Origin of the sequence: Streptomyces sp. NPDC051310 (assembly GCF_044455245.1) — a bacterium.
In the GTDB taxonomy this organism is placed as follows: Bacteria; Actinomycetota; Actinomycetes; order Streptomycetales; family Streptomycetaceae; genus Streptomyces.
The window spans coordinates 22,937-47,954 of the sequence record NZ_JBITEO010000007.1 but is presented as its reverse complement, the minus strand read 5'-3'; the positions used below and the strand labels follow the sequence as shown (position 1 = coordinate 47,954).

General features: G+C 71.9%; 20 protein-coding genes and 1 pseudogene. 17 read left to right on the top strand and 4 right to left on the bottom strand.

The features are described 5' to 3' along the window. The first annotated feature begins 103 nt into the window (after positions 1-103). Positions 104-3,139: an excinuclease ABC subunit UvrA gene (uvrA, locus tag ACIA79_RS12440; protein WP_399428164.1), complete on the top strand. Its 3,036-nt coding sequence runs from the start codon at positions 104-106 to the stop codon at positions 3,137-3,139. A gap of 508 nt (positions 3,140-3,647) precedes the next feature. Here uvrA and ACIA79_RS12435 read toward each other — a convergent pair. Then, entirely contained in the window at positions 3,648-4,259 is a 612-nt protein-coding gene (locus ACIA79_RS12435; RefSeq protein ID WP_399428163.1) for a DUF1326 domain-containing protein, read from the bottom strand. 185 nt (positions 4,260-4,444) lie between these two features. Between ACIA79_RS12435 and ACIA79_RS12430 the strand changes: the two genes are divergently transcribed. Then, positions 4,445-4,981 carry a GNAT family N-acetyltransferase gene (locus ACIA79_RS12430; protein ID WP_399428162.1) on the top strand — a complete coding sequence of 179 codons (537 nt, stop codon included), beginning with the start codon at positions 4,445-4,447 and terminating at the stop codon, positions 4,979-4,981. Here the strand turns inward: ACIA79_RS12430 and ACIA79_RS12425 are convergent. Both ACIA79_RS12425 and ACIA79_RS12420 read right to left on the bottom strand, forming a co-directional pair. After that, positions 4,972-5,061 (bottom strand): annotated as a pseudogene (locus ACIA79_RS12425) (transposase); the annotation flags it as partial. The gene ACIA79_RS12430 and the pseudogene ACIA79_RS12425 sit on opposite strands and share 10 nt — an antisense overlap. A gap of 54 nt (positions 5,062-5,115) precedes the next feature. Continuing rightward, positions 5,116-6,036 (bottom strand): carbohydrate kinase, encoded by a 921-nt coding sequence (locus ACIA79_RS12420; RefSeq protein ID WP_399428161.1) that lies wholly within the window; start codon positions 6,034-6,036, stop codon positions 5,116-5,118. 111 nt (positions 6,037-6,147) lie between these two features. Between ACIA79_RS12420 and ACIA79_RS12415 the strand changes: the two genes are divergently transcribed. Then, complete coding sequence (locus ACIA79_RS12415) at positions 6,148-6,576, top strand: Rieske (2Fe-2S) protein (RefSeq protein WP_399428160.1); 429 nt, start codon at positions 6,148-6,150, stop codon at positions 6,574-6,576. Between the two features lie 187 nt (positions 6,577-6,763). Here the strand turns inward: ACIA79_RS12415 and ACIA79_RS12410 are convergent, their stop codons facing one another. Beyond that, complete coding sequence (locus tag ACIA79_RS12410) at positions 6,764-7,699, bottom strand: hypothetical protein (protein ID WP_399428159.1); 936 nt, start codon at positions 7,697-7,699, stop codon at positions 6,764-6,766. 227 nt (positions 7,700-7,926) lie between these two features. Between ACIA79_RS12410 and ACIA79_RS12405 the strand changes: the two genes are divergently transcribed. From ACIA79_RS12405 to pgi, 14 genes are all read left to right on the top strand, one after another. Further along, entirely contained in the window at positions 7,927-8,556 is a 630-nt protein-coding gene (locus ACIA79_RS12405; RefSeq protein WP_399428158.1) for a papain-like cysteine protease family protein, read from the top strand. A gap of 5 nt (positions 8,557-8,561) precedes the next feature. Next, the gene (locus ACIA79_RS12400; protein WP_399428157.1) at positions 8,562-9,398 is read left to right on the top strand and encodes a hypothetical protein; all 837 of its coding nucleotides are present in this window, start codon (positions 8,562-8,564) and stop codon (positions 9,396-9,398) included. Positions 9,399-9,521: 123 nt separating this feature from the next. Then, positions 9,522-11,669: an excinuclease ABC subunit UvrC gene (uvrC, locus tag ACIA79_RS12395; RefSeq protein WP_399428156.1), complete on the top strand. Its 2,148-nt coding sequence runs from the start codon at positions 9,522-9,524 to the stop codon at positions 11,667-11,669. Further along, positions 11,662-12,627 carry an RNase adapter RapZ gene (gene rapZ, locus ACIA79_RS12390; RefSeq protein ID WP_399428155.1) on the top strand — a complete coding sequence of 322 codons (966 nt, stop codon included), beginning with the start codon at positions 11,662-11,664 and terminating at the stop codon, positions 12,625-12,627. The genes uvrC and rapZ overlap by 8 nt, the downstream gene beginning before the upstream one ends. Further along, positions 12,624-13,646, top strand: a complete 1,023-nt coding sequence (gene yvcK / locus ACIA79_RS12385; protein WP_399428154.1) for a uridine diphosphate-N-acetylglucosamine-binding protein YvcK — start codon at positions 12,624-12,626, stop codon at positions 13,644-13,646. The genes rapZ and yvcK overlap by 4 nt, the downstream gene beginning before the upstream one ends. Next, on the top strand, positions 13,637-14,626 hold the full coding sequence (gene whiA, locus ACIA79_RS12380) for a DNA-binding protein WhiA (RefSeq protein WP_031072652.1): 990 nt from the start codon (positions 13,637-13,639) through the stop codon (positions 14,624-14,626). Before yvcK ends, whiA begins: the two co-directional genes overlap by 10 nt. Before the next feature lie 205 nt (positions 14,627-14,831). Further along, positions 14,832-17,792, top strand: coding sequence for a M14 family zinc carboxypeptidase (locus ACIA79_RS12375; RefSeq protein ID WP_399428153.1), 2,961 nt, complete (start codon positions 14,832-14,834; stop codon positions 17,790-17,792). 185 nt (positions 17,793-17,977) lie between these two features. Continuing rightward, positions 17,978-18,982, top strand: a complete 1,005-nt coding sequence (gene gap / locus ACIA79_RS12370; protein ID WP_399428152.1) for a type I glyceraldehyde-3-phosphate dehydrogenase — start codon at positions 17,978-17,980, stop codon at positions 18,980-18,982. Between the two features lie 114 nt (positions 18,983-19,096). Continuing rightward, positions 19,097-20,308: a phosphoglycerate kinase gene (locus tag ACIA79_RS12365; protein ID WP_399428151.1), complete on the top strand. Its 1,212-nt coding sequence runs from the start codon at positions 19,097-19,099 to the stop codon at positions 20,306-20,308. Between the two features lie 7 nt (positions 20,309-20,315). Continuing rightward, positions 20,316-21,095, top strand: coding sequence for a triose-phosphate isomerase (tpiA, locus tag ACIA79_RS12360; protein ID WP_399428150.1), 780 nt, complete (start codon positions 20,316-20,318; stop codon positions 21,093-21,095). A gap of 165 nt (positions 21,096-21,260) precedes the next feature. Then, a complete protein-coding gene (gene secG, locus ACIA79_RS12355; RefSeq protein WP_031072642.1) occupies positions 21,261-21,491 on the top strand; it encodes a preprotein translocase subunit SecG in 231 nt (76 codons plus the stop codon). A 110-nt stretch (positions 21,492-21,601) separates the two neighbouring features. Continuing rightward, the gene (locus tag ACIA79_RS12350) at positions 21,602-21,937 is read left to right on the top strand and encodes an RNA polymerase-binding protein RbpA (protein WP_003957010.1); all 336 of its coding nucleotides are present in this window, start codon (positions 21,602-21,604) and stop codon (positions 21,935-21,937) included. A 139-nt stretch (positions 21,938-22,076) separates the two neighbouring features. Then, complete coding sequence (locus tag ACIA79_RS12345; RefSeq protein ID WP_399428149.1) at positions 22,077-23,294, top strand: MFS transporter; 1,218 nt, start codon at positions 22,077-22,079, stop codon at positions 23,292-23,294. Positions 23,295-23,344: 50 nt separating this feature from the next. Beyond that, on the top strand, positions 23,345-25,015 hold the full coding sequence (gene pgi, locus ACIA79_RS12340; protein ID WP_399428148.1) for a glucose-6-phosphate isomerase: 1,671 nt from the start codon (positions 23,345-23,347) through the stop codon (positions 25,013-25,015). The last annotated feature ends 3 nt before the right edge of the window (positions 25,016-25,018 follow it).

Below are 25,018 nucleotides of genomic sequence, written 5' to 3'. Positions count from 1 at the left end.
CCTTGAAATGCAGGCATCCATCCATTTGGCGGCCCCCCGTAGGCTTGAAGAGTCTGGGACGGGGGCTGTGCCCCCGCTTCTCTCAAGAAAGGTGCGGACCGGCGTGGCCGACCGTCTCATCGTCCGTGGCGCGCGCGAGCACAACCTGAAGAACGTCTCGCTCGACCTCCCGCGCGACTCCCTCATCGTCTTCACCGGGCTCTCGGGGTCGGGCAAGTCGTCCCTCGCGTTCGACACGATCTTCGCCGAGGGGCAGCGCCGCTATGTCGAGTCGCTCTCCTCGTACGCCCGGCAGTTCCTCGGTCAGATGGACAAGCCGGACGTCGACTTCATCGAGGGCCTCTCCCCGGCCGTCTCGATCGACCAGAAGTCGACCTCGCGCAACCCCCGCTCCACCGTCGGCACCATCACCGAGGTGTACGACTACCTGCGTCTGCTCTTCGCGCGCATCGGCAAGCCGCACTGCCCCGAGTGCCGCCGCCCGATCTCGCGCCAGTCGCCGCAGGCCATCGTCGACAAGGTGCTGGAGCTGCCCGAGGGCAGCCGTTTCCAGGTGCTCTCGCCGCTGGTGCGCGAGCGCAAGGGCGAGTTCGTCGACCTCTTCGCCGACCTGCAGACCAAGGGGTACAGCCGGGCCCGGGTGGACGGGCAGACCATCCACCTCGCCGAGCCGCCGGCCCTGAAGAAGCAGGAGAAGCACACCATCGAGGTGGTCGTCGACCGCCTGACGGTGAAGGACAGCGCCAAGCGCCGGCTCACCGACTCCGTCGAGACCGCGCTGGGGCTGTCCGGCGGCATGGTCGTGCTCGACTTCGTCGACCTCCCCGAGGACGACCCCGAGCGCGAGCGGATGTACTCGGAGCACCTGTACTGCCCGTACGACGACCTGTCCTTCGAAGAGCTGGAGCCCCGCTCCTTCTCCTTCAACTCGCCGTTCGGCGCCTGCCCCGACTGCACCGGCATCGGTACGCGCATGGAGGTCGACCCCGAGCTCATCGTCCCGGACGAGGAGCGCTCCCTCGACGAGGGGGCCATCCACCCCTGGTCGCACGGCCACACCAAGGAGTACTTCGGCCGGCTGATCGGCGGGCTGGCGCAGGCCCTCGGCTTCCGCACCGACATCCCCTGGGCCGGGCTGCCGGCCCGCGCCAGGAAGGCGCTGCTGTACGGGCACAGGACCCAGGTGGAGGTCCGTTACCGCAACCGGTACGGCAGGGAGCGGGCGTACACCACGCCGGCCTTCGAAGGGGCCGTCTCCTTCGTCAAGCGGCGCCACAGCGAGGCCGAGAGCGACTCCAGCCGCGAGCGCTTCGAGGGGTACATGCGCGAGGTGCCCTGCCCCACCTGTGAGGGCACCCGTCTCAAGCCGATCGTGCTCGCCGTCACCATCATGGACAAGTCCATCGCCGAGGTCTCGGCGATGTCCATCAGCGAGTGCGCCGAGTTCCTCGGGCGTCTCACGCTGAACGCCCGGGACAAGAAGATCGCCGAGCGGGTGCTGAAGGAGGTCAACGAGCGGCTGCGCTTCCTGGTCGACGTGGGCCTGGACTACCTCTCGCTGAACCGTGCCGCCGGCACCCTCTCCGGCGGCGAGGCCCAGCGCATCCGTCTCGCCACCCAGATCGGCTCCGGCCTGGTCGGCGTGCTGTACGTCCTGGACGAGCCGTCCATCGGCCTGCACCAGCGCGACAACCACCGGCTCATCGAGACGCTGGTACGGCTGCGCGACATGGGCAACACGCTCATCGTCGTCGAGCACGACGAGGACACCATCAAGGTCGCCGACTGGGTCGTGGACATCGGTCCGGGCGCCGGCGAGCACGGCGGCAAGGTCGTCCACTCCGGTCCGCTGAAGCAGCTGCTCGTCAACAAGGAGTCGATGACCGGGCAGTACCTGTCCGGGAAGCGGTCCATCCCGACGCCGGAGGTCCGGCGGCCGGTGGACCCGTCCCGGCGGCTGACCGTGCACGGCGCCCGCGAGAACAACCTGCGGGACATCGACGTCTCCTTCCCGCTCGGCGTCCTCACGGCGGTCACCGGTGTGTCCGGTTCCGGCAAGTCGACGCTGGTCAACGACATCCTGTACACGCACCTGGCGCGCGAGCTGAACGGCGCCCGGTCCGTGCCGGGGCGCCACACGCGCGTGGACGGCGACGACCTGGTCGACAAGGTCGTGCACGTCGACCAGTCGCCCATCGGCCGGACCCCGCGGTCCAACCCGGCGACGTACACGGGCGTCTTCGACCACGTGCGCAAGCTGTTCGCCGAGACGATGGAGGCGAAGGTCCGCGGCTACCTGCCGGGACGCTTCTCCTTCAACGTCAAGGGCGGCCGCTGCGAGAACTGCTCGGGCGACGGCACGATCAAAATCGAGATGAACTTCCTGCCGGACGTGTACGTCCCCTGCGAGGTCTGCCACGGGGCGCGCTACAACCGGGAGACCCTGGAGGTCCACTACAAGGGCAAGTCCATCGCCGAGGTGCTGGACATGCCGATCGAGGAGGCGCTGGACTTCTTCGAGGCCGTTCCGACGATCGCGCGTCATCTGCGGACCCTCACGGAGGTCGGCCTCGGGTACGTCCGGCTGGGCCAGTCCGCGCCGACGCTCTCCGGTGGTGAGGCGCAGCGCGTGAAGCTCGCCTCGGAGCTGCAGAAGCGGTCCACCGGCCGGACCGTGTACGTCCTGGACGAGCCGACCACCGGTCTGCACTTCGAGGACATCTCGAAGCTCATCAAGGTGCTGTCCAACCTCGTCGACAAGGGCAACTCGGTGATCGTCATCGAGCACAACCTGGATGTGATCAAGACGGCCGACTGGGTCGTCGACATGGGGCCCGAGGGCGGCAGCGGCGGTGGTCTCGTCGTCGCCGAGGGAACTCCGGAGCAGGTCGCGGCCGTCCCGGCCAGTCACACCGGCAAGTTCCTGCGCGACATCCTCGACGCCGAGCGGATCAGTGACGCGGCGCCGACGGTTCCGGCGGCGCGCAAGCGCGCGGCCAAGAAGACGGCGGCGGCGGACGGCGTGGCGCGCAAGACGGCCACGGTCAGGACGACGACGGCGAAGGCGGCCGCGGCCAGGACGTCCACGAACAAGACCGCCACGGCGAAGAAGACGGCGGCCCGCGCCCGCAAGGCCTGACACGGAGGATCCGGACGCGCCGCCCCCGGGGGGGGGGGGGCCCCCCCGGGGGGGGGGGGGGGGGGGGGGGGGGGGGGGGGGGGGGGGGGGGGGGGGGCCGCCGGCCCCCCCGGGGCCCCCCCGGGCCCGCCCCGCGCCCCCCCCCCCCGCGCCCCCCCCCCCCCCGGCCCCCCCCCCCCGGGCCGGGTCGCGTCGCGTGGGGTGCGTCCTTCGACGCAGGCTCCGGCCCGTAGGCCTCCGGCTGCCGGGCCGTGAGGCCGAGGAAGCCCTCCGGCGGATGAAGGGCTCCGGTCGCGTGCCGGTCCCGGTACGGGTGCCCGTCCGGCGGGGCCTCGGCCGCTGGGGGCCTCCGGTCGGACTTTCGGACCCGGGGGCCTGCACGCATGAGGCCACCGCCGGGCGTGGAGGGCCGACGTCGCCCGGCGAGGGCGCATGTCTCCCGGGGCGCCCGTGAGGTCCGGGTCAGCCGGCGGGGTGCGCGTGCCCCGGTCCACCGGTGGGGGTCACGTCACCCGGCCCAGGCGAACCGGCCCCGCGCGCCGGACTTGGTCTCGAAGCCGTGGGGCATCTCCGCGTCGGCCCAGCGGGATCCGCTCGGGGCGAGCTCCGCCTCCTCCAGGCCCAGGCCGGTGATGAAGCCACCGCCCCGCAGAGTGAAGCTGGTTCCTCCCGGGTCACGCAGAAGCGTCGAGCGGACGTCGCCCGCGCCCTCCACTGCGAGCGACACGGTATCGCCGTCCTCGGTCACCTCGATGTGTGCCCGCTGCGTGGGCAGCCAGGCGGAGACGAGGGAATCGATGACCGCCATCGGCCCGCCCTTCCTGCCCTGGAAGATCGACTCCAGCTCGACGTGCTGGTCGTCGTCCACGCCGTCGTCCAGGCACAGCCGCGCGGTGCCGTCGGCGTCGAACAGCGTCGGCCCCGGCCAGTGGACCGCGAGGACGATCTCACGGCCGTTCAGTGACAGGCCGTCCGAGCTGCCCTCGTGGACGCGGAAGCCCAGCAGGCCGGAACACCATCCCTGGTCCATGATCATCAGGTCCTGCACCCCGAACCAGCAGGGGCAGAACATATTGCAGCTGCATGATTCGTACAGCTGCCCCTTCAGGTTCCACGTCATCCGCTTCTCCTCACTCGCGTGAGCGGATCCCCCCGACCATCGTCATCCCGCGGGCGGCGGATGGACAAGGGCCGGCACGGCGCACCGGGCCGACCCTCAGGACATCCCTGGATGATCGATTCCAGGGGTCTCCGGACGCTCGTAAACGGTTTCCTTCCGGCGGATCGGCCTGCGAGAGTGCGGCCATGAGTGACGTCGTCATCCGTCGGGCCGAGTCCAACGACGCGCCTGCGTCGGCAGCGATGCGCTGGCGGTTCAAGGTGGAGGACGGCGGAGATGAAGTCCCGCAGGACGAAGAGGGGTTCACCGCCGAATGCGAGCGGTGGCTACGTTCCCGGATGGCGGGGCCGTGGCGTGTCTGGCTCGCTGAAGTGGGCGGCCAGCCTTGTGGTCACGTGTTCGTGTGTCTCATGGAGAAGGTCCCGAGTCCCTACCCTGGCTCCGACGCCCTCGGTTACGTGACCGACTTCTACGTCACCCCGGAACAGCGCAACCGCGGCCTGGGCAAGGCCCTGCTCGACGAGATCACCCGCGATGCGCGCGCTCATGCCGCAGCTCAGCGACGCGGAGCTGGTGACGCTGGCGAAGATGCAGGCGATGCATCCCAGGTGATCAGGCCCTTCGCGTCCGCCTCGGCCTGGAGCCGGGTGAGGACCCTCGCCCAGGTGCCATCCCGCTGCCGGCGCCGCAACAGGTCATGGACCCGGTCCCACGGCCCATAGCGCTCGGGAACGTCCCGCCAGGGAGCACCGGTCCGGGGCCGCCACCGTATGCCGTCCATCAACTGCCGCCGCGTCCACACCCGTGGCCGGCCCGGCTTGATGCCCGTCGGCAGCACAGGCTGTGACCAGCACTTTCACAACGGACCCCAGGCGGGTGCCGTCAGCTCGGACGCGTACGGCGGCTCCGCGCCCGGGCGGGAGCAGGTCAGCGCGGCGGCGCGGGCGGCGAAGGACAGCAGGTCGCGCCAGGCCGGCGCGTCCAGGCCGCCGGGGTCCCGGCCCGCCAGACCGTGCAGGAGGGCGGCGTTCACCGTGTCACCCGCGCCGATGGTGTCCGCGACCTCCACCGGGACCGCCGGCACGGAGACGGACACGTCACGCGTCCACACCGACAGGCCCCCCGCGCCGCGGGTCATCACCACCGCCGCCGGTCCCCGCGCGAGCCACTCCTCGGGCGAGCCGCCCAGCCACGCGGCGTCCTCCTCGGAGAGCTTCAGCAGCGACACGTACGGCAGCCAGCCCGTGAACCGGGCCCGGTAGGCGTCGGCGTCCGGGATGAGACCGGGCCGGACGTTCGGGTCCAGCACCGTCAGCACGCCGCGCCCCGCCTCCCGCCGCAGCAGCGCCTCGTACGCGCTCGCACCCGGCTCCAGGGCCAGCGAGCAGGTTCCGAAGGAGACCGCCCGCACCCGCTCGGGCAACTGCCCCGGGAGCTCGAAGAGCCGGTCGGCGGTGCCCTGCGCGTAGAAGCCGTACCGGGCGGAGCCGTCCGCCGCGACCGTGGCGACGGCCAGCGTCGTGGGCTCGGGGCCGCGCTGCACGAGGTCCGTCGCGACGCCCGCCGACCGCAGGCCGTCCAGCAGCGCCTCCCCGAACGCGTCGGTCGAGATCCGCGAGCAGAACACCGCCTCGGCACCGAGCCGCCCCAGCGCCACAGCGGTGTTGTACGGGCCGCCGCCGCGCCGCGGCACCAGCGCCGGCACGGGACCGGCCCCCGCGGCGCCGGACGGCTCCGGGACCAGGTCGATCAGCGATTCTCCGGCGACGACGATCACGGGCCCGAACGTAACCCATCTCCTCCGGCCAGGACAGACCCCGTGGGAAGCCCTCCGTTCTACGCGGGTATCGTCGGGTTCCGTCACCGACGTCCTCCTTGGAGAGCACCCATGCCCGGCCAGTCGCCCGCCCGCCGTTCCGTGCTGAAAGGCGCCGCCCTCGCCGGAGCAGCCGGGCTCGGTGTCGCCGCCTGCTCCACCGAGTCCAAGCTCGGTCACGCCGAGAACCCGACGCCGACCGCCCCGGTCGACCTCGGTGCGGCGGACGACGTACCCGTCGGCGGAGCGAAGCTGTACCGCGAGCAGCGCCTGGTCGTGAGCTGTCCCGCCAAGGGCCAGTACAAGGCGTTCAGCGCCCAGTGCACCCACGCGGGCTGCGTGTTCGACAAGGTCGAGGGCACGGAGGGGAACTGCCCCTGCCACGGCAGCCGCTTCGACGTCACCACCGGCAAGGCGATCAAGGGCCCGGCCACCGCGGCCCTGCCCGAGGTCCCGGTCAAGGTCACCGACGGCAAGCTGGTCGCCGGCCCCGACGCGTAAGCCTGCCGCTCCCGATCCGGTTACCGTCGGCAGCGGCATCGGCACTTGGCCGGCACCATCGTCGGACCGCGTGGCGCCGCCATCGGGACCGGTGCCGGACCGCACCCGACCCACCCGCACCGGGGGCGAGCCCAGGGGCCCGGGTCCTGGGAACCGGGCCGTGCCCCGCCCCGGACGGGGCACGCGATCAGTCCCAGTCCCAGTCGATCCCCAGGATCCCCGGCCGCACGCCCTGCTCCACGAAGTGCACCGTGCGGTGCCGGCCGCTCAGCGTCAGGTCGCCCCGGGCACCGCGCGGCGCGCCCGCCGACGTCTGGGCGAAGCGCCGGCACCGTACCGGCAGGGCGTCCTCGTGGAAGCGCACCTGCAGCACGTACTGACCGCCCGCGAAGCTGAAGCCACGCACGTACTCACCGCTCACACCGCCGGTGCCGTCCTCGAAGCCGTACCCGAAGACGTACGTCTCACCCGCCCGCAGCCGTGCGTCGAAGAGCAGCTCGGCGACGACGACACCCGTGCCGTGGTGCCGGCGCACCCGCCCGGTGCGGCAGTTCTCGCCCGCGCGCACCACCACCCGCTCCGCGTCGCACCCCGGATCCCCGTGGTGAATGGCGACGTAGCGGTCGACGCCGTCCCGATGGGCGCGCACCACGTGCTGCGAGTCCCGCCCGACCAGCTCCCGCGCCGCCCCGATCCGCACCCGTTCGTGGTGCCCCACGGTGTGCAGGCCGCCGTCCGCCGGCGACTCCAGCCCCGCGAGCAGTTCCTCGACGGCTCCCGACACCTCGACCAGGGAGCGGTACGGGCGCGTCGCCGGCCGTTCCGCCTCCGCCGCGCCCCCGGCCGGGCCCAGCAGCCGGATCAGCGAGCCGCCGGGCAGCCGGAGCAGCTCCTCCAGACCCCGCACGGCCTTCAGGGACTCCGGTCGCTGCGGGCGGCGGGCGCCCTGCTGCCAGTAGCACAGACTCGTCACGCCCACCTTGATGCCGCGGTGCGCGAGATGGTGCTGGACCCGCTGGAGCGGCAGGCCGCGCACCGCGAGCGCCGTGCGCAGCGCCAGGTGGAACGGGCCGGTGTGCAGGATCTGCGCCAGATCGGCCTCGGTGTGTCCCGGTGGTGCCATGGGGGACTCCTCGGTGAACGTTCACGACGGGGCTGTGCGACACGGCGCCGCCGAGGGCGGGCGGGCCGGTGGGGCGGGGCATGCCGTTCACACGCGACCGGAGGCGTTCACGGCGCGGTGTCACCCCGCATTGAAGCGCGTTGACCTGCTCCCGACAACGGTTCGATGCTCAACAGCAGCGTCCGGACGCGATCCTCCCTCCCCACATCCCCATCCGGAGGAACGCGATGCGCACCCCCCGCACGAGCAGAAGCAGAGCCGACAGCAGAAGCAAGGCCGACAGCAGAAGCAGGAACCTCGTCCTCGCGGTGCTCCTCACCGCCGCGGCCGTCCTCCTCCCGGTGCCCGCCGCCACCGCCGAGGACCACGCCGCGTTCGCCGCCAAGCGCCTCGGCATCACCATGCAGGCCCAGCAGAAGACCAACTGGTGCTGGGCCGCCGCCGGCAACACCATCGCCGCCTGGTTCGGCCGCGGTCACACCCAGAACCAGTTCTGCAACGCCGCGTTCAACCGCGGGCAGGGCTCCGACTGCCCCAACTGGCAGGCCACCCTCGGCAACGTGCAGACCGGGCTGCGCTGGGCCGGCGTCGCACCGGGCTCGTACGTCGACGGCTGGCTGCGCTACGCGACCGTGCAGACCGAGATCAACGCCGACCGCCCGGTGGAGACCCGCATCCAGTGGTCCGGCGGCGGCGGACACATGCACGTCCTCCACGGGTACGACGACTCCCGCGGCTGGGTGTACTGGGGCGACCCGTGGCCGTCCAACGACCGCTACAACTGGGCCTCGCACGCCTGGTACGTGGACAACGGCTCCTTCTCCTGGACGCACTCCCTCTACCGGATCGGGGCGTGAACGGCATGCGACGCATACGAGCCGTTGCCGTCGGCGCCCTGACCACCGTGGCGCTGCTGGGCCTCGCCGCACCCCGGGCCGGCGCGACCGGGGCGGGCGACACCCCGGACCGCGCGGTCACCGCTCCCGCCACCCTCGACACGCTCTCCCGCTTCTTCGCCCGGGACGGTGCCGCCGCTGCCGCGCGGGACACCCGGCCCCGTATCGACGGGCGGGCCGTCCCGGTGCGGGTCCTGTCCCCGGACTTCGTGGCGGGGAAGGCGGGAGCCCCGGTCGCCCGCGTGGCGTTCCACGCCGCCACGGCGGTCGCCGCGGACGGCCGGAAGGCGTCCGTCTGGACCGTCCGCCGGGGTGCGGCGGGCTGGCAGGTCGTGAACATCGCGACCGGCGACGACGAGGTCCGGTACGCCGTCGAAGGCGCCCGCCGGCTGCCCGGCGGCACCGTCTTCCGTGAGCCCCAGATCGACGCCTGGTACGTCCACAAGGGCACCGAGGTGCTCCCGCTGGACGCGGACGCGATACGCGCGGTCGGGGCGGACGGCACCACGCTCGCCGCCTACCGCCACCGGGTGCGGGCGGCGTACGGGGACAAGCTGCCCGGCTCCGCGTACGCGAAGGCGGGCAGGGCCGGCGGCTACGGCACCCCCGCCGAGCCTCCCGGAACCGCGGCCACCGCCGCGCCCCCCGGCACCGCGGCCGCCTCCGCCATCGCTCCCGGGGCCGCCTCCGCGACCCCAGGCAACCCCTTCCCGGCCGGGCCCGCAGCCGCAGCCGCGACCGCTGCCGTCGCCGCCGCCCTGGCGGGCTTCCGGGCCCGGCGCCGTCACCACCACCGCGCCTGAAGCACCCGCCGCCCGGGCCGGCCCGCGGAGCGCCCCCGTCCCCACCGGGGGCGCTCCGCGGGCACCGGTACGGGGGCCGGGAGCACGCCCGGAGTGTCAGTGGGCGCCAGTAGGGTGTGAAGCATGGCAGACCCCTCCAGCTACCGCCCCAAGCCGGGACAGATCCCCGACTCGCCGGGGGTCTACAAATTCCGCGACGAGCACCGCCGGGTGATCTACGTCGGGAAGGCGAAGTCCCTGCGCCAGCGGCTCGCCAGCTACTTCCAGGACCTGGCGGGCCTCCACCCGCGCACGCGCACCATGGTCACCACGGCCGCCTCCGTCGAGTGGACCGTGGTGTCCACGGAGGTCGAGGCGCTCCAGCTGGAGTACTCGTGGATCAAGGAGTTCGACCCGCGGTTCAACGTCAAGTACCGCGACGACAAGAGCTACCCCTACCTCGCGGTCACCCTCAATGAGGAGTTCCCGCGCGTGCAGGTCATGCGCGGCCAGAAGAAGAAGGGCGTGCGCTACTTCGGCCCGTACGCCCACGCCTGGGCCATCCGCGAGACCGTCGACCTGATGCTGCGCGTCTTCCCGGTGCGCACCTGCTCCGCCGGGGTGTTCAAGAACGCCGAGCGCACCGGCCGCCCCTGCCTGCTCGGCTACATCGGCAAGTGCTCGGCCCCGTGCGTGGGCCGGGTCGGCCCGGAGGAGCACCGCGAACTGGCCGACGAGTTCTGCGACTTCATGGCCGGCCGCACCGGCACGTACCTCCGCCGCCTGGAGAAGGACATGATGCTGGCGGCCGAGGACATGGAGTACGAGAAGGCCGCCCGCCTCCGGGACGACATAGGCGCCCTCAAGCGGGCCATGGAGAAGAACGCCGTCGTCCTCGCCGACGCCACCGACGCCGACCTGATCGCCGTCGCCGAGGACGAGCTGGAGGCCGCGGTGCAGATCTTCCACGTCCGCGGCGGCCGGGTGCGCGGCCAGCGCGGCTGGGTCACCGACAAGGTCGAGGCCGTCGACACGGCCGGCCTCGTCGAACACGCGCTGCAGCAGCTGTACGGAGACGAGAGCGGCGACGCCGTCCCCAGGGAGGTCCTCGTCCCGGCGCTCCCCGAGGACCTGGACGCCGTGACGCAGTGGCTGAGCGGGCGGCGCGGCTCCCAGGTGTCCCTGCGCATTCCGCAGCGCGGCGACAAGAAGGCGCTGATGGAGACCGTCGGGCGCAACGCCCAGCAGGCGCTCGTCCTGCACAAGACCAAGCGCGCCAGCGACCTGACGACCCGCTCCCGCGCCCTGGAGGAGATCGCCGAGGCCCTCGGCCTGGACACGGCTCCGCTGCGCATCGAGTGCTTCGACATCTCGCACCTCCAGGGTGAGGACGTCGTCGCGTCCATGGTCGTCTTCGAGGACGGCCTGCCCCGCAAGAGCGAGTACCGCCGCTTCCAGATCAGGGGCTTCGAGGGCCAGGACGACGTCCGCTCGATGCACGAGGTGATCAGCCGTCGCTTCAAGCGGTACCTCGCCGAGCGCGAGAGGACCGGCGAGTGGGCGGTGGAGGAGGCCGACGGCACGCAGGCCCCCGGCGCCACGATCGGCCTGGACGGCTCCGGTGCGGCGACCGGCCCGGACGGCTCCGGCGCCACGACCGGCCCCGACGGCTCCGGCGCGGGCAGCGGCCCGGACCGCTCCGGCGCGGGCGGTGGCCTCGGACTGAGCGGTGAGGTCCCGGCCGGCCCGGCCGAGGAGACCGGCCGGCCCAGGAAGTTCGCCTACCCGCCGCAGCTCGTGGTGGTCGACGGCGGCCGGCCCCAGGTCGCCGCCGCGCGGCGCGCCCTGGACGAGCTCGGCATCGACGACGTCGCCGTCTGCGGCCTCGCCAAGCGCCTGGAGGAGGTCTGGCTCCCGGACGAGGAGGACCCGGTGGTGCTGCCCCGCACCAGCGAGGGGCTGTACCTCCTGCAGCGCGTCCGGGACACGGCGCACGACTTCGCCATCCGCTACCAGCGCAGCAAGCGCACCAAGCGCATCAGGACCAGCCCGCTGGACGCCGTCCCCGGGCTCGGGGACACGCGCAAGCAGGCGCTGATCAAGCATTTCGGCTCGGTGAAACGGCTGCGGCAGGCGACAATCGAGCAGATCTGCGAGGTGCCGGGTCTCGGCCGGAAGACCGCCGAAGCCGTGGCCGTCGCCCTCGCCCAGGCCGCTCCGGCCGCTCCCGCCGTGAACACGGCGACAGGAGAGATCATTGAAGAGGACGACGGGGGTACCAGCCATGATTGATCACGACCCGGCGGCAGAGCCGGCACCAGACGGAGAAGACGGAGCAGCACACGTGAGTACGGGCACGACGATCGAAGCCGGCGAGGCCGCCGAGGCGGCCATCCCCGAGCTGGTGATCATCTCCGGCATGTCCGGCGCCGGGCGCAGCACCGCCGCCAAGTGTCTGGAGGACCTCGGCTGGTTCGTCGTGGACAACCTGCCGCCCGCGTTGATCCCCACGATGGTGGAGCTCGGGGCCCGCTCCCAGGGCAACGTCGCGCGGATCGCCGTCGTCGTCGACGTACGCGGCCGCCAGTTCTTCGAGAGCCTGCGCGAGTCCCTCGCCGACCTCGACGCCAAGCAGGTCACGCGCCGGATCGTCTTCCTGGAGTCGTCCGACGAGGCGCTCGTCCGCCGCTTCGAGTCGGTGCGCCGCCCGCACCCGCTCCAGGGCGACGGCCGCATCGTCGACGGCATCGCCGCCGAGCGCGACCTGCTCCGCGAGCTGCGCGGCGACGCCGACCTGGTGATCGACACCTCCAGCCTCAACGTCCACGAGCTGCGCGCCAAGATGGACGCCCAGTTCGCGGGCGACGAGGAGCCGGAGCTGCGCGCCACGGTCATGTCGTTCGGGTACAAGTACGGCCTGCCGGTCGACGCCGACCTGGTGGTGGACTGCCGCTTCCTGCCCAACCCGCACTGGGTCCCCGAGCTGCGCCCGTACACCGGCCTCAACGACGAGGTGTCGGGGTACGTCTTCAACCAGCCGGGCGCCAAGGAGTTCCTGGACCGCTACACCGAGCTGCTCCAGCTGATCTCCGCCGGCTACCGTCGCGAGGGGAAGCGGTACGTCACCATCGCGGTCGGCTGCACCGGGGGCAAGCACCGCTCCGTGGCCATGTCCGAGAAGCTCGCCGCCCGGCTCGCCGCCGGGGGAGTCGAGACCGTCGTCGTCCACCGGGACATGGGGCGCGAGTGAAGCCGTACCGCCGGCGTACGAGCACCCTGCCGGTCCGTACGCTCCGCAGACGCGGCGCGCAGCCCAAGGTCGTCGCCCTCGGCGGCGGCATGGGCCTATCCGCGTCCCTCGCCGCGCTGCGCCGCATCACCGGCGACCTGACCGCCGTGGTCACGGTCGCCGACGACGGAGGCTCCAGCGGCCGGCTCCGCGAGGAGCTGGGTGTGCTGCCGCCCGGGGACCTGCGCAAGGCCCTGGCCGCGCTGTGCGGCGACGACGACTGGGGCCAGACCTGGGCCCGCGTCATCCAGCACCGCTTCCAGTCCCAGGGCGATCTGCACGAGCACGCGGTCGGCAACCTGCTGATCGTCGCCCTGTGGGAGCAGCTCGGCGATCACGTCCAGGCCCTGGACCTGGTCGGCAAGCTGCTCGGCGCGCACGGGCGCGTGCTGCCCATGTCGGCCGTTCCGCTGGAGCTTCAGGCACTGGTCAAGGGGCACGACCCGGACCGTCCGGACGACGTGGACCTCGTGCGGGGACAGGCGACCGTGGCGCTCACGCCCGGCGAGGTCCAGTCGGTGCACCTCGTGCCGAACGATCCGCCGGCCGTGCCGGAGGCGGTCGCCGCCGTGCTGGACGCCGACTGGGTCGTGCTCGGGCCGGGCTCCTGGTTCTCCTCGGTGATACCGCACCTGCTGGTGCCCGAGCTGCTGGACGCCCTGATCGAGACGAAGGCCCGCCGGGTCCTCTCGCTCAACCTCGCGCCGCAGCCCGGAGAAACCGAAGGCTTCTCACCGCAGCGTCATTTGGAGGTTTTGGGACGACACGCCCCTAAACTCGCCCTGGACGTGGTGCTGGCCGACGAGGCCGCCGTACCCGACCGCGAGTCCCTCGCAGATGCCGCCCAGCGGCTCGGTGCCGCGGTCGAGCTGGCCCCGGTGGCCAGGAAGGACGGCCTGCCGAAGCACGACCCGGAGCTGTTGGCCGCCGCGTACGACCGTATTTTTCGGATGCATGGAAGGATCGGCCCATGGCGATGACGGCAGCGGTGAAGGACGAAATCTCCCGGCTTCCCGTCACCCGGACCTGCTGCAGAAAGGCGGAGGTCTCGTCGATCCTGCGGTTCGCGGGCGGACTGCACCTGGTCAGCGGGCGGATCGTGATCGAGGCGGAGCTGGACACCGCGATGGCGGCGCGCCGGCTGAAGCGCGACATCGCCGAGATCTTCGGCCACGGCTCGGAGCTGATCGTGATGGCGCCCGGCGGTCTGCGGCGCGGCTCGCGCTTCGTCGTACGGGTGGTGGCGGGCGGCGACCAGCTGGCCCGCCAGACGGGGCTCGTCGACGGCCGGGGCCGTCCCATCCGGGGCCTGCCGCCGCAGGTGGTGTCCGGGGCGACCTGTGACGCCGAGGCGGCGTGGCGCGGCGCCTTCCTGGCGCACGGCTCGCTGACCGAGCCGGGCCGCTCCTCCTCGCTGGAGGTCACCTGCCCCGGCCCGGAGGCCGCCCTCGCGCTGGTCGGCGCCGCCCGCCGGCTGTCCATCGCCGCCAAGGCCCGCGAGGTCCGCGGTGTGGACCGCGTGGTGGTACGGGACGGTGACGCGATCGGCGCGCTGCTGACCCGGCTCGGGGCGCACGAGTCCGTGCTGGCCTGGGAGGAGCGGCGGATGCGCCGCGAGGTCCGCGCCACCGCCAACCGCCTGGCCAACTTCGACGACGCCAACCTGCGCCGCTCCGCGCGCGCGGCCGTCGCCGCCGGTGCCCGGGTGCAGCGCGCCCTGGAGATCCTCGGCGACGAGGTGCCCGAGCACCTCGCGGCGGCGGGGCGGCTGCGCATGGAGCACAAGCAGGCCTCGCTGGAGGAGCTGGGCGCGCTGGCGGACCCGCCGCTGACGAAGGACGCGGTGGCCGGCCGGATCCGCCGCCTGCTGGCCATGGCCGACAAGCGGGCCCAGGACCTGGGCATCCCGGGCACCGAGTCGAACCTGACCGAGGAGATGGCCGACGGCCTGGTCGGCTGACCGGATCCCGTACGCACACTGCCGGCGCCCCGCCACGGGGCGCCGGCAGTGTGCGTCTCCCGGCCCGGGCGGTGCCGCCTCCGCGGGCCGTCGGGCGTCCCGCCGGCTTCCGGCCCAGCCGTGCCACGCGGTATTGACATGATCATGGGGTGTCATGAGCCTGGCATCTGTTCACTTTCGTGGCAGACAACAGCAAGGGGGGCTAATGAGACGCAGAGCGAGATCGATCCTCGCCGCGGCTTCACTGCTGATAGCCGGACTGGCGGCGGCACCCGTCGCCGGGGCCGAGCAGGCGCGCGACCCGGATGCGGCCGGCGACGGCATCTCCGTATGGCACGCGAAGGTCGCCAAGGAGCAGGTACCGCTCCTCCTCGAAGCCGGCGCCGACGGTCACGAGCTGAGCGAACGGGTCCCCGAGAAGGGCACGGCGACCGTCGAGCTGTACCTCACCGGGCAGCAGGCGGACAGCCTGCGCGACAAGGGCGTCCGCCTCACCGAGCACACCGTCTCCGCCGCCGCCGAGAAGCGCGTCGCCGCCGCCGGGGACGGCGTCTTCCGCCCCTACGGCGGCGAGGGCGGACTCAAGGAGGAGATCCTCGCGACCGCCCGCGCGCACCCCGGCATCACCAAGGCCGTCAGCATCGGCAGGACCGTGCGCGGCCAGGACATCCTCGCCCTGAAGCTCACCAAGGGGGCCAAGAAGTCCGCCGACGGCTCCAAGCCCGCCACCCTCTACCTCTCCAACCAGCACGCCCGCGAGTGGATCACCCCCGAGATGACCCGGCGGCTGCTCCACCACTACCTCGCCGGCTACGGCAAGGACCCGCGGATCACGAGGATCGTCGACACCACCGAGCTGTGGTTCGTGCTCTCCGCCAACCCCGACGGCTACGACCACACCCACGCCGACCCCGCCCACCGCCAGTGGCGCAAGAACCTCCGCGACAACAACGGCGACGGCAGGATCACCCCCGGCGACGGCGTCGACCTCAACCGCAACTTCGCCTACAAGTGGGGTTACGACAACGAGGGCTCGTCCCCCGACCCCGCCGACGAGACCTACCGCGGCCCCGCCCCCTCGTCCGAGCCCGAGACGAAGGCGCTCGACGCCTTCCAGAAGCGCATCGGCTTCCAGTACGGCATCAACTACCACTCGGCGGCCCAGTTGCTCCTCTACGGAGTCGGCTGGCAGGTCGGCACCGACACCCCCGACGACGTCCCCCTCAAGGCGCTGGCCGGCACCCCCGCCGCCTCCGCCGTCCCGGGCTACCGCCCGCAGCTCTCCTCCGAGCTCTACACCACCAACGGCGAGGCCGACGGCCACGCGGCCAACGTCAACGGCATGCAGATGTTCACCCCGGAGATGTCGACCTGCGCCACCGCCTCCCGCGTCGACCCCGACGACGCCTGGGAAGCCGCCGACTGCGCCTCCGTCTTCACCTTCCCCGACGACGAGAAGCTGATCCAGCAGGAGTTCGCCAAGAACATCCCCTTCGCGCTCGCCGTCGCCGAGTCCGCCGCCCGCCCCGACGACCCGGTCTCCCCGACCGGCGCCGGCGCGCCCCCCTTCGTCCCCGACCCCTTCACCACCTCGTACGCGTACGACGGCGACGACCAGGAGGTCTCCGTCACCGCCCGCAGGACGCTGCGCGACAAGGAGCTGAAGTACCGCGTCAACGGCGGACGCGTCCATGACCAGCGGCTCGAGGCCTGGGAGGGCGGCGAGACGTACGGCGGCGAGGACAACCTCTATTACGACGAGTACCGCGCCGAGGTCCAGGACGGTGAACCGGGCGACACCGTCGAGGTCTGGTTCACCGGCCGCACCCGCGACGGCAAGCGCGTGTCCTCCACCCCGTTCACCTACACCGTCGCCGCCCGCCCGCGCGGCGACGTGCTGGTGCTCGCCGAGGAGGGCGGCACCGCGCCCGCGCGGCACGCCGCCGCGTACACCAGGGCGGTCGCCGACACCGGCCGCAGGGCCGCGGTCTGGGACGTCGCCACGCAGGGCACCCCCCACGCGCTCGGCGTCCTCGGCCACTTCCGGACCGTCGTCTGGTACACCGGCGCGAGCCGTCCCGGCGGCCCCACCATGTTCGCCGTGCGCGACTACCTCAACGAGGGCGGCACGCTCGTCAACGCCGGGGAGCAGGCGGGCGGGCAGATCGACATCGGACGGGCCGAGTCCGACGACTTCGCCCAGTACTACCTGGGCGCCTACCACCGCGCCGGGCTGAAGGACCCGGCCGGATTCGCCGGCGCCGGACCCTTCGCCGGCACGCAGGCCGGCCTCGCCGCCGTGCCCGGCAACCCGCTGGACGACGCCGGCGCCTACACCGTCACCTCCGACACCCTCACCCCGGACCGGTTCCCGCAGTTCCGCAGCGCGGCCGCCGGCGACTACCCGGGCCTGCGTACCCCCTTCGAGCCGTTCGACGGCGCGTCGTTCGGGGCCGCGCGGCACGCCGACAACGCCTGGATGCGGCTCACCCGCACCATCGACCTCACCGGCGTCGACGCCTCCGCCGCACCGACCCTCCGGTTCGCCCTCAGCCACGACACCGAACCCGGCTACGACAACGTGATCGTCGAGGCCCACACCGTGGGGCAGGACGACTGGACGACCCTGCCCGACGCCCACGGCAACACCTCCACCGAGGTCCCGACCCAGTGCGAGGAGGGCTTCTACGCCGACGGCCACCCCTTCCTCTCCCACTACCTCACCGTCGGCACCGACGGCTGCACCGCCACCGGCACCACGGGCGCCTGGCACGCCTTCACCGGCGCGTCCAACGGCTGGCGCCGGGCCGCCGTCGACCTCAGCGCGTACGCCGGCACGAAGGTCGAGCTCTCCCTCTCCTACGTCACCGACGCGGGCACCGGCGGGATCGGGACCTTCGTCGACGACACGCAGCTGGTCGTCGGCGGCGCCGCCCGTGACGCCGAGGGTTTCGAGACCTCGCTCGGCGCCTGGACCGTGTCCGGTCCGCCGGCCGGCAGCCCCGGCAACGCGGCGGACTGGCTCCGCTCGCCCGCGCTGTTCCACTCGCAGGCGGCCGTCACCACCCGCGACACCGTGCTGCTCGGCTTCGGACTGGAGCACGTGACCGGCCCCGCGGAGCGCGCACGGCTGCTGAAAAAGGCGCTCACCGCACTGCGCCGCTGACCCTGCGTAGCCGTCCCGGGGGGCCGGAACCCGTACTCATCGGTAGATACGGGTTCCGGCTTCCCACGGGTGCGCTCGATGTCACTCCGGCGCTGCCGGAGAGGTAGGGTCGTAAGCGGTCGGGGACATCCCTAATAAAACTCGCCGGCGTCGAAACCCGGCGTACCTAACGAGGAGATCGGTTCGTGACGATCCGCGTAGGCATCAACGGCTTTGGCCGCATCGGTCGTAATTACTTCCGCGCGCTGCTGGAGCAGGGTGCAGACATCGAGATCGTGGCTGTCAACGACCTGGGTGACACCGCGACCACCGCTCACCTGCTGAAGTACGACACCATCCTCGGCCGTCTCAAGGCCGAGGTCACCCACACCGCCGACACCATCACCGTGGACGGCCACACCATCAAGGTGCTCTCCGAGCGCAACCCGGCCGACATCCCGTGGGGCGAGCTGGGCGTCGACATCGTCATCGAGTCGACCGGCATCTTCACGAAGAAGGCCGACGCCGAGAAGCACATCGCCGGCGGCGCGAAGAAGGTCCTCATCTCGGCTCCGGCCACCGACGAGGACATCACCATCGTCATGGGCGTCAACCAGGACAAGTACGACGCGGCCAGCCACCACATCATCTCCAACGCCTCCTGCACCACCAACTGCGTGGCGCCGATGGCCAAGGTCCTCGACGAGAACTTCGGCATCGTCAAGGGCATGATGACGACGGTCCACGCGTACACCAACGACCAGCGCATCCTGGACTTCCCGCACAAGGACCTGCGCCGCGCCCGCGCCGCCGCGGAGAACATCATCCCCACCTCCACGGGCGCCGCCAAGGCCACCGCGCTCGTCCTCCCGCAGCTCAAGGGCAAGCTGGACGGCATCGCCATGCGCGTCCCGGTCCCGACCGGCTCGGTCACCGACCTCGTCCTGGAACTCGACCGCGAGGTCACCAAGGACGAGATCAACACCGCCTTCCAGAAGGCCGCCGAGGGCCAGCTCAAGGGCATCCTCGAGTACACCGAGGACCCGATCGTCTCCTCCGACATCGTCAACTGGCCGGCCTCGTGCACCTTCGACTCGCAGCTCACGATGGTCCAGGGCAAGCAGGTCAAGGTCGTCGGCTGGTACGACAACGAGTGGGGCTACTCCAACCGCCTCGTCGACCTCACCGTCTTCGTCGGCGGTCAGCTCTGACAGTCTGAGCACCAGGGCAGGCATCCCGGTGTGAGCACAGGGCTCGGGCAGCGCAACGCCGCGCTGTACGGGCCCTGTCGCTTGCGTCGATTCTCCAAGGAGCAACAGGGACAGATGAAGACGATCGATGAACTCCTCCGCCAAGGGGTGGAGGGCAAGCGGGTATTCGTCCGCGCCGACCTCAACGTGCCCATGGACGGCACCACCATCACCGACGACGGCCGCATCCGCGCCGTGCTGCCCACCATCAAGGCGCTGACCGGGGCCGGTGCCAAGGTCGTCGTGGCCTCCCACCTCGGCCGCCCCAAGGGTGCCCCGGACCCCGCCTACACCCTGCGGTTCGCGGCCTCCCGCCTCGGTGAGCTGCTCGGCCGCCCGGTGTCCTTCGCGGGCGACACCATCGGCTCCGAGGCCCACTCGGCCGTCGGCCACCTCGAGGACGGCCAGGTCGCCGTCCTGGAGAACCTGCGCTTCAACGCCGGCGAGACGTCCAAGGACGACGCCGAGCGCGCCGAGTTCGCCGCCCGCCTCGCCGCCCTCGCGGACGTGTACGTCGGCGACGGCTTCGGCGCGGTCCACCGCAAGCACGCCTCCGTGTACGACCTGCCGCGGCTGCTCCCGGGCTACGCCGGCTACCTGATCGCCTCCGAGGTCGCCGTCCTCAAGCGGCTGACCGAGGACGTCCAGCGCCCGTACGTCGTCGTCCTCGGCGGCGCGAAGGTCTCCGACAAGCTGGGCGTGATCGACCAGCTGCTGGAGAAGGCCGACCGCATCCTCATCGGCGGCGGCATGGCGTACACCTTCCTCAAGGCCAAGGGCCACGAGGTCGGCATCTCGCTGCTGCAGGAGGACCAGGTCCCGGTGTGCCTGGAGTACCTGGCGCGCGCCGAGCAGAAGGGCGTGGAGTTCGTCCTCCCCGTCGACGTCCTGGTCTCCTCCGAGTTCCCGGACCTGAAGACCAAGGCCCCGGCCCACCCCACCACGGTCGCCAGCACCGCGATCCCGGCCGACCAGGAGGGCCTGGACATCGGTCCGGAGACCCGCAAGCTGTACGCATCGAAGCTCGCCGACGCGGCCACCGTCTTCTGGAACGGCCCGATGGGCGTCTTCGAGCACCCCGACTACGCCCAGGGCACCAAGGCCGTCGCCCAGGCGCTCGTCGACTCCAAGGCCTTCACGGTCGTCGGCGGTGGCGACTCCGCCGCCGCCGTGCGGATCCTGGGCTTCGACGAGGACGCTTTCGGCCACATTTCGACCGGCGGCGGCGCGAGCCTCGAGTACCTCGAGGGCAAGACGCTTCCGGGCCTCGCCGCACTGGAGGACTGACCCTTACATGAGCAGCACCCGTACCCCGCTGATGGCGGGCAACTGGAAGATGAACCTCAACCACCTCGAGGCCATCGCGCACGTCCAGAAGCTCGCCTTCGCCCTGAACGACAAGGACTACGACGCCGTCGAGGTCGCGGTCCTGACGCCCTTCACCGACCTGCGTTCGGTGCAGACCCTCGTCGAGGGCGACAAGCTCAAGATCAAGTACGGCGCCCAGGACATCTCGGCGCACGACTCCGGCGCGTACACCGGTGAGATCTCCGGCGCCATGCTGGCCAAGCTGAAGTGCGCGTACGTGGCGGTCGGTCACTCCGAGCGCCGGCAGTACCACGCCGAGACCGACGAGCTCTGCAACGCCAAGGTCAAGGCCGCGTACCGGCACGGGCTCACCCCGATCCTCTGCGTCGGCGAGGGCCTGGACGTCCGCAAGGCCGGTGACCAGGTCTCCTACACGCTCGCCCAGCTCGACGGCGGGCTGAAGGACGTCCCGGCCGAGCAGGCCGAGTCGATCGTGATCGCGTACGAGCCGGTGTGGGCCATCGGCACCGGCGAGGTCGCCACGCCCGAGGACGCCCAGGAGGTCTGCGGGGCGATCCGCGGACGGCTGGCCGAGCTGTACTCGCAGGAGCTGGCGGACAAGGTCCGCATCCAGTACGGCGGTTCCGTGAAGGCCTCGAACGTGGCCGCGATCATGGCGCAGCCGGACGTCGACGGCGCCCTCGTGGGCGGCGCGGCACTGGACGCCGACGAGTTCGTCAGGATCGTCCGTTTCCGCGACCAGTGAGCCGGTGCCCCGGAGCCCTCGGGGCGGACCGGCAGGTGTGAGTATGCGGTAGGGCGGATCCGTCGTACCCTTGCGGGGGCCGGGGCTCTGGGTGAGCCCGGCCCCCGTCGTCCGTAGAAGTCCAGAAGTCCGAGAATTGCCAGGAAGTAGGGTCCAGCCGTGGTTATGGGGTTCTCGATCGCCCTGATCGTCTTCAGCCTGCTGCTGATGCTGCTGGTGCTGATGCACAAGGGGAAGGGCGGCGGCCTCTCCGACATGTTCGGTGGCGGCATGCAGTCGTCCGTCGGTGGCTCGTCCGTCGCCGAACGCAACCTGGACCGCATCACCGTAGTGGTCGGTCTGCTGTGGTTCGCGTGCATTGTCGTACTTGCGCTGCTGGTGAAGCTGGACGGCTGAGCCGGCGGTTCCGCGTCCGGTGGCCGGGTGTAACTCCAATCACTGGACGCGCGTTGGGCCTTACGTAGACTGGGGCATCTTCGAGCACCATCACGCAGGGAGTTACGACCGTGGCAAGTGGCAACGCGATCCGGGGAAGCCGGGTCGGGGCGGGGCCGATGGGGGAGGCCGAGCGGGGCGAATCCGCGCCGCGTCTCCGGATCTCCTTCTGGTGCTCGAACGGGCACGAGACCCAGCCCAGCTTCGCCAGCGACGCGCAGGTTCCGGACACCTGGGACTGCCCGCGGTGCGGGTTCCCGGCCGGACAGGACCGGGACAACCCGCCGGACCCGCCGCGCACGGAGCCGTACAAGACGCACCTCGCGTATGTGCGCGAGCGGCGCAGCGACGCGGACGGCGAGGCGATCCTGGCCGAGGCGCTCGCCAAACTGCGGGGCGAGATCTGATGTGTGAGTGACGGGCTCCGCCGGTGGACACCACCGGCGGAGCCCGTCGCCGTAGGGCCCCCGCAGCCGGCCGAGCCCCGCTGTCAGTGCCGCCCCCTACCGTTGGCAGGGCCGGACGGCCCGGCGCGGAGGGGGAGTTGTGGCGGAAGCTCAGGCTGTACGGCCGGTGCGGGGCGTGCCCGCGTGGCGCGGTGGGTTCGGGCGGCTGTGGGCCGCCGCGGTCGTCTCGAAGTTCGGCGACTCGCTGCGCACCGCCGCGCTGCCGCTGCTGGCCGCCTCGCTGACCCGTGACCCGCTGCTGATCGCCGCGGTGTCCGCGTGCGGCTATCTGCCGTGGCTGCTCTTCGGGCTGCTGGGCGGGGCCGTCGCCGACCGGATCGACCAGCGGCGCGCCATGTGGGCCGTCGACCTGGTCCGCGGTGTGCTGATGGCGGGCTTCGCGGTCGCGATCGCCCTCGGGCACGCCTCGATAGGCCTGCTGATCGCGCTCGCGTTCGCGCTCACCACGCTCCAGACGCTCTTCGACAACGCCGCCACCGCGCTGCTGCCGTCGCTGGTGCCGGCGGAGACGCTGGCGAGCGCCAACGCCCGGCTGATGACGGGGCAGCAGCTCGCCGGCGGGTTCCTCGCCGCGCCGCTGGTGCCGGTGCTGCTGGTGGCGGGTGCCGCCGTGCCGTACGCGGCGGACGCCGTCACGTACGTCCTGGCGGCGCTGCTGGTGGCCTCGCTGCGGGTGGCGGCGCCGCAGCGCGCCCCGCGTGCGCCCGGCTCCACCCTGCGGGCGGAGATGGCCGAGGGGCTGAGGGTGCTGTGGCGGGACGCCACCCAGCGGGCCCTGTGCGTGGCCACCACCCTGACGAACGTCGGGGTGGGCGCGCTCATCGCGACGCTGGTGCTGCACATCACCGGGTGGCTGGACGCGGGCGACGCCGGCTTCGCGGCGGCCATCACGGCGTACGCGGCGGGCAGTCTGGCCGGCGGGGCGGTGGCCGGGCGGATCGGCGCCCGGATCGGGCGGATGCGGGCGGTGCTCGTCGCCGGGACCGTACAGACGGGCGCCCTGGTGGCGATGGGCACGGTACGCGAACTGTGGGTCGCCGTCGTCGCGATGGCGGTGTTCGGACTCATGGGCATGGTGTGGAACGTCCACCAGGTCACGCTCATGCAGGAGCGCAGCCCGGAGGGCATGATCGGCCGGACGAGCGCCGCCTTCCGCACGCTGGCGATCGGCGGCGCCCCGCTCGGCGCGATGCTGGGCGGCGCGGTGGCGGCGGCCTGGGGGCTGAACACCCCCGCCCTGCTGGCCGCCGGACTGTTCGCGCTCGCCGTCGCGTCACTGACGCCGCAGATCAATTAGGTTGGGAGTCGCAGCGGGGCAAGCAGGCAGGTACGAGAAGAAGTGGGCTGATGTCCGAGATGAATGCAGCAGAAGGACGCACCAGGCTCAATCGGATGCCCGAGTGGACCGCTCTGGGCAAGCACCGCGAGCAGCTGGGGCAGACACATCTGCGCGACCTGTTCGCCGCCGACCCGGCGCGCGGCACCGACTACACCCTGCAGGTCGGCGACCTGTATCTGGACTACTCCAAGCACCTGGTGACCGACGAGACGCTGCGGCTGCTGCGGGAACTGGCCGCCGCGACCGGGGTCGCCGCACTGCGGGACGCCATGTTCCGCGGCGAGCGCATCAACACCACCGAGGACCGCGCCGTCCTGCACACCGCGCTGCGCGCCCCGCGCGACGCCGTCGTCGAGGTCGGCGGCGAGAACGTGGTGCCGGGCGTGCACGCGGTGCTCGACCGGATGGCCGCCTTCTCGGAGCGGATCCGCTCGGGCGAGTGGACCGGCCACACCGGAAAGCCCATCAAGAACATCGTCAACATCGGCATCGGCGGCTCGGACCTGGGCCCGGCGATGGCGTACGAGGTGCTGCGCTCCTACACCCGGCGGGACCTGACGTTCCGTTTCGTCTCCAACGTCGACGGCGCCGACCTCCATGAGGCGATCCGCGATCTGGACGCCGCCGAGACGCTGTTCATCATCGCCTCCAAGACCTTCACCACCATCGAGACCATCACCAACGCCACCTCGGCCCGCAACTGGCTCCTCACCGAGCTGAACGCCGGCCAGGAGGCCGTCGCCCGGCACTTCGTGGCGCTGTCGACCAATGCCGGGAAGGTCGAGGACTTCGGCATCGACACGGCCAACATGTTCGAGTTCTGGGACTGGGTCGGCGGCCGCTACTCGTACGACTCGGCCATCGGCCTGTCCCTGATGATCGCCATCGGACCGGACCGCTTCCGCGAGATGCTCGACGGCTTCCACCTCGTCGACGAGCACTTCCGCACCGCGCCGCCCGAGGAGAACGCGCCGCTGCTGCTGGGCCTGCTGGGTGTCTGGTACGGCGCCTTCTTCGACGCGCAGTCGCACGCCGTCCTGCCGTACAGCCACTACCTGTCCAAGTTCACGGCGTACCTCCAGCAGCTCGACATGGAGTCCAACGGCAAGTCCGTCGACCGCGACGGCAACCCCGTCGACTGGCAGACCGGTCCGGTCGTCTGGGGCACGCCCGGCACCAACGGGCAGCACGCCTACTACCAGTTGATCCACCAGGGCACCAAGGTCATCCCGGCGGACTTCATCGGCTTCGCCGAGCCGGTCGCCGATCTGCCGCCGGGCCTGGCCGCCCAGCACGACCTGCTCATGGCCAACTTCTTCGCCCAGACGCAGGCGCTCGCCTTCGGCAAGACGCCCGAGGAGGTACGGGCGGAGGGCGTCCCGGAGGAGCTCGTGCCGCACAAGACCTTCCGCGGCAACCACCCCACCACCACCATCCTCGCCGACGAGCTGACCCCGTCGGTGCTGGGCCAGCTGATCGCGCTGTACGAGCACAAGGTCTTCGTCCAGGGCGCCGTGTGGAACATCGACTCCTTCGACCAGTGGGGCGTCGAGCTGGGCAAGGTGCTGGCCAAGAGGATCGAGCCCGTGCTGACCGAGGGCAGGGGCGGCGAGGAGCTGGACAGCTCGACCGCCGCACTGGCCGGCCGGTACCGGGCGCGGCGCGGGCGCAAGGACTAGGGG

Bases quoted from the DNA above. Each gene is read 5' to 3' on its own strand.
- ACIA79_RS12435 (WP_399428163.1), bottom strand. From the start codon at position 4,259: ATGACGTGGAACCTGAAGGGGCAGCTGTACGAATCATGCAGCTGCAAT.
- ACIA79_RS12430 (WP_399428162.1), top strand. From the start codon at position 4,445: ATGAGTGACGTCGTCATCCGTCGGGCCGAGTCCAACGACGCGCCTGCG.
- ACIA79_RS12415 (WP_399428160.1), top strand. From the start codon at position 6,148: ATGCCCGGCCAGTCGCCCGCCCGCCGTTCCGTGCTGAAAGGCGCCGCC.
- ACIA79_RS12410 (WP_399428159.1), bottom strand. From the start codon at position 7,699: ATGGCACCACCGGGACACACCGAGGCCGATCTGGCGCAGATCCTGCAC.
- ACIA79_RS12405 (WP_399428158.1), top strand. From the start codon at position 7,927: ATGCGCACCCCCCGCACGAGCAGAAGCAGAGCCGACAGCAGAAGCAAG.
- ACIA79_RS12400 (WP_399428157.1), top strand. From the start codon at position 8,562: ATGCGACGCATACGAGCCGTTGCCGTCGGCGCCCTGACCACCGTGGCG.
- uvrC (WP_399428156.1), top strand. From the start codon at position 9,522: ATGGCAGACCCCTCCAGCTACCGCCCCAAGCCGGGACAGATCCCCGAC.
- rapZ (WP_399428155.1), top strand. From the start codon at position 11,662: ATGATTGATCACGACCCGGCGGCAGAGCCGGCACCAGACGGAGAAGAC.
- whiA (WP_031072652.1), top strand. From the start codon at position 13,637: ATGGCGATGACGGCAGCGGTGAAGGACGAAATCTCCCGGCTTCCCGTC.
- ACIA79_RS12375 (WP_399428153.1), top strand. From the start codon at position 14,832: ATGAGACGCAGAGCGAGATCGATCCTCGCCGCGGCTTCACTGCTGATA.
- ACIA79_RS12365 (WP_399428151.1), top strand. From the start codon at position 19,097: ATGAAGACGATCGATGAACTCCTCCGCCAAGGGGTGGAGGGCAAGCGG.
- tpiA (WP_399428150.1), top strand. From the start codon at position 20,316: ATGAGCAGCACCCGTACCCCGCTGATGGCGGGCAACTGGAAGATGAAC.
- secG (WP_031072642.1), top strand. From the start codon at position 21,261: ATGGGGTTCTCGATCGCCCTGATCGTCTTCAGCCTGCTGCTGATGCTG.
- pgi (WP_399428148.1), top strand. From the start codon at position 23,345: ATGTCCGAGATGAATGCAGCAGAAGGACGCACCAGGCTCAATCGGATG.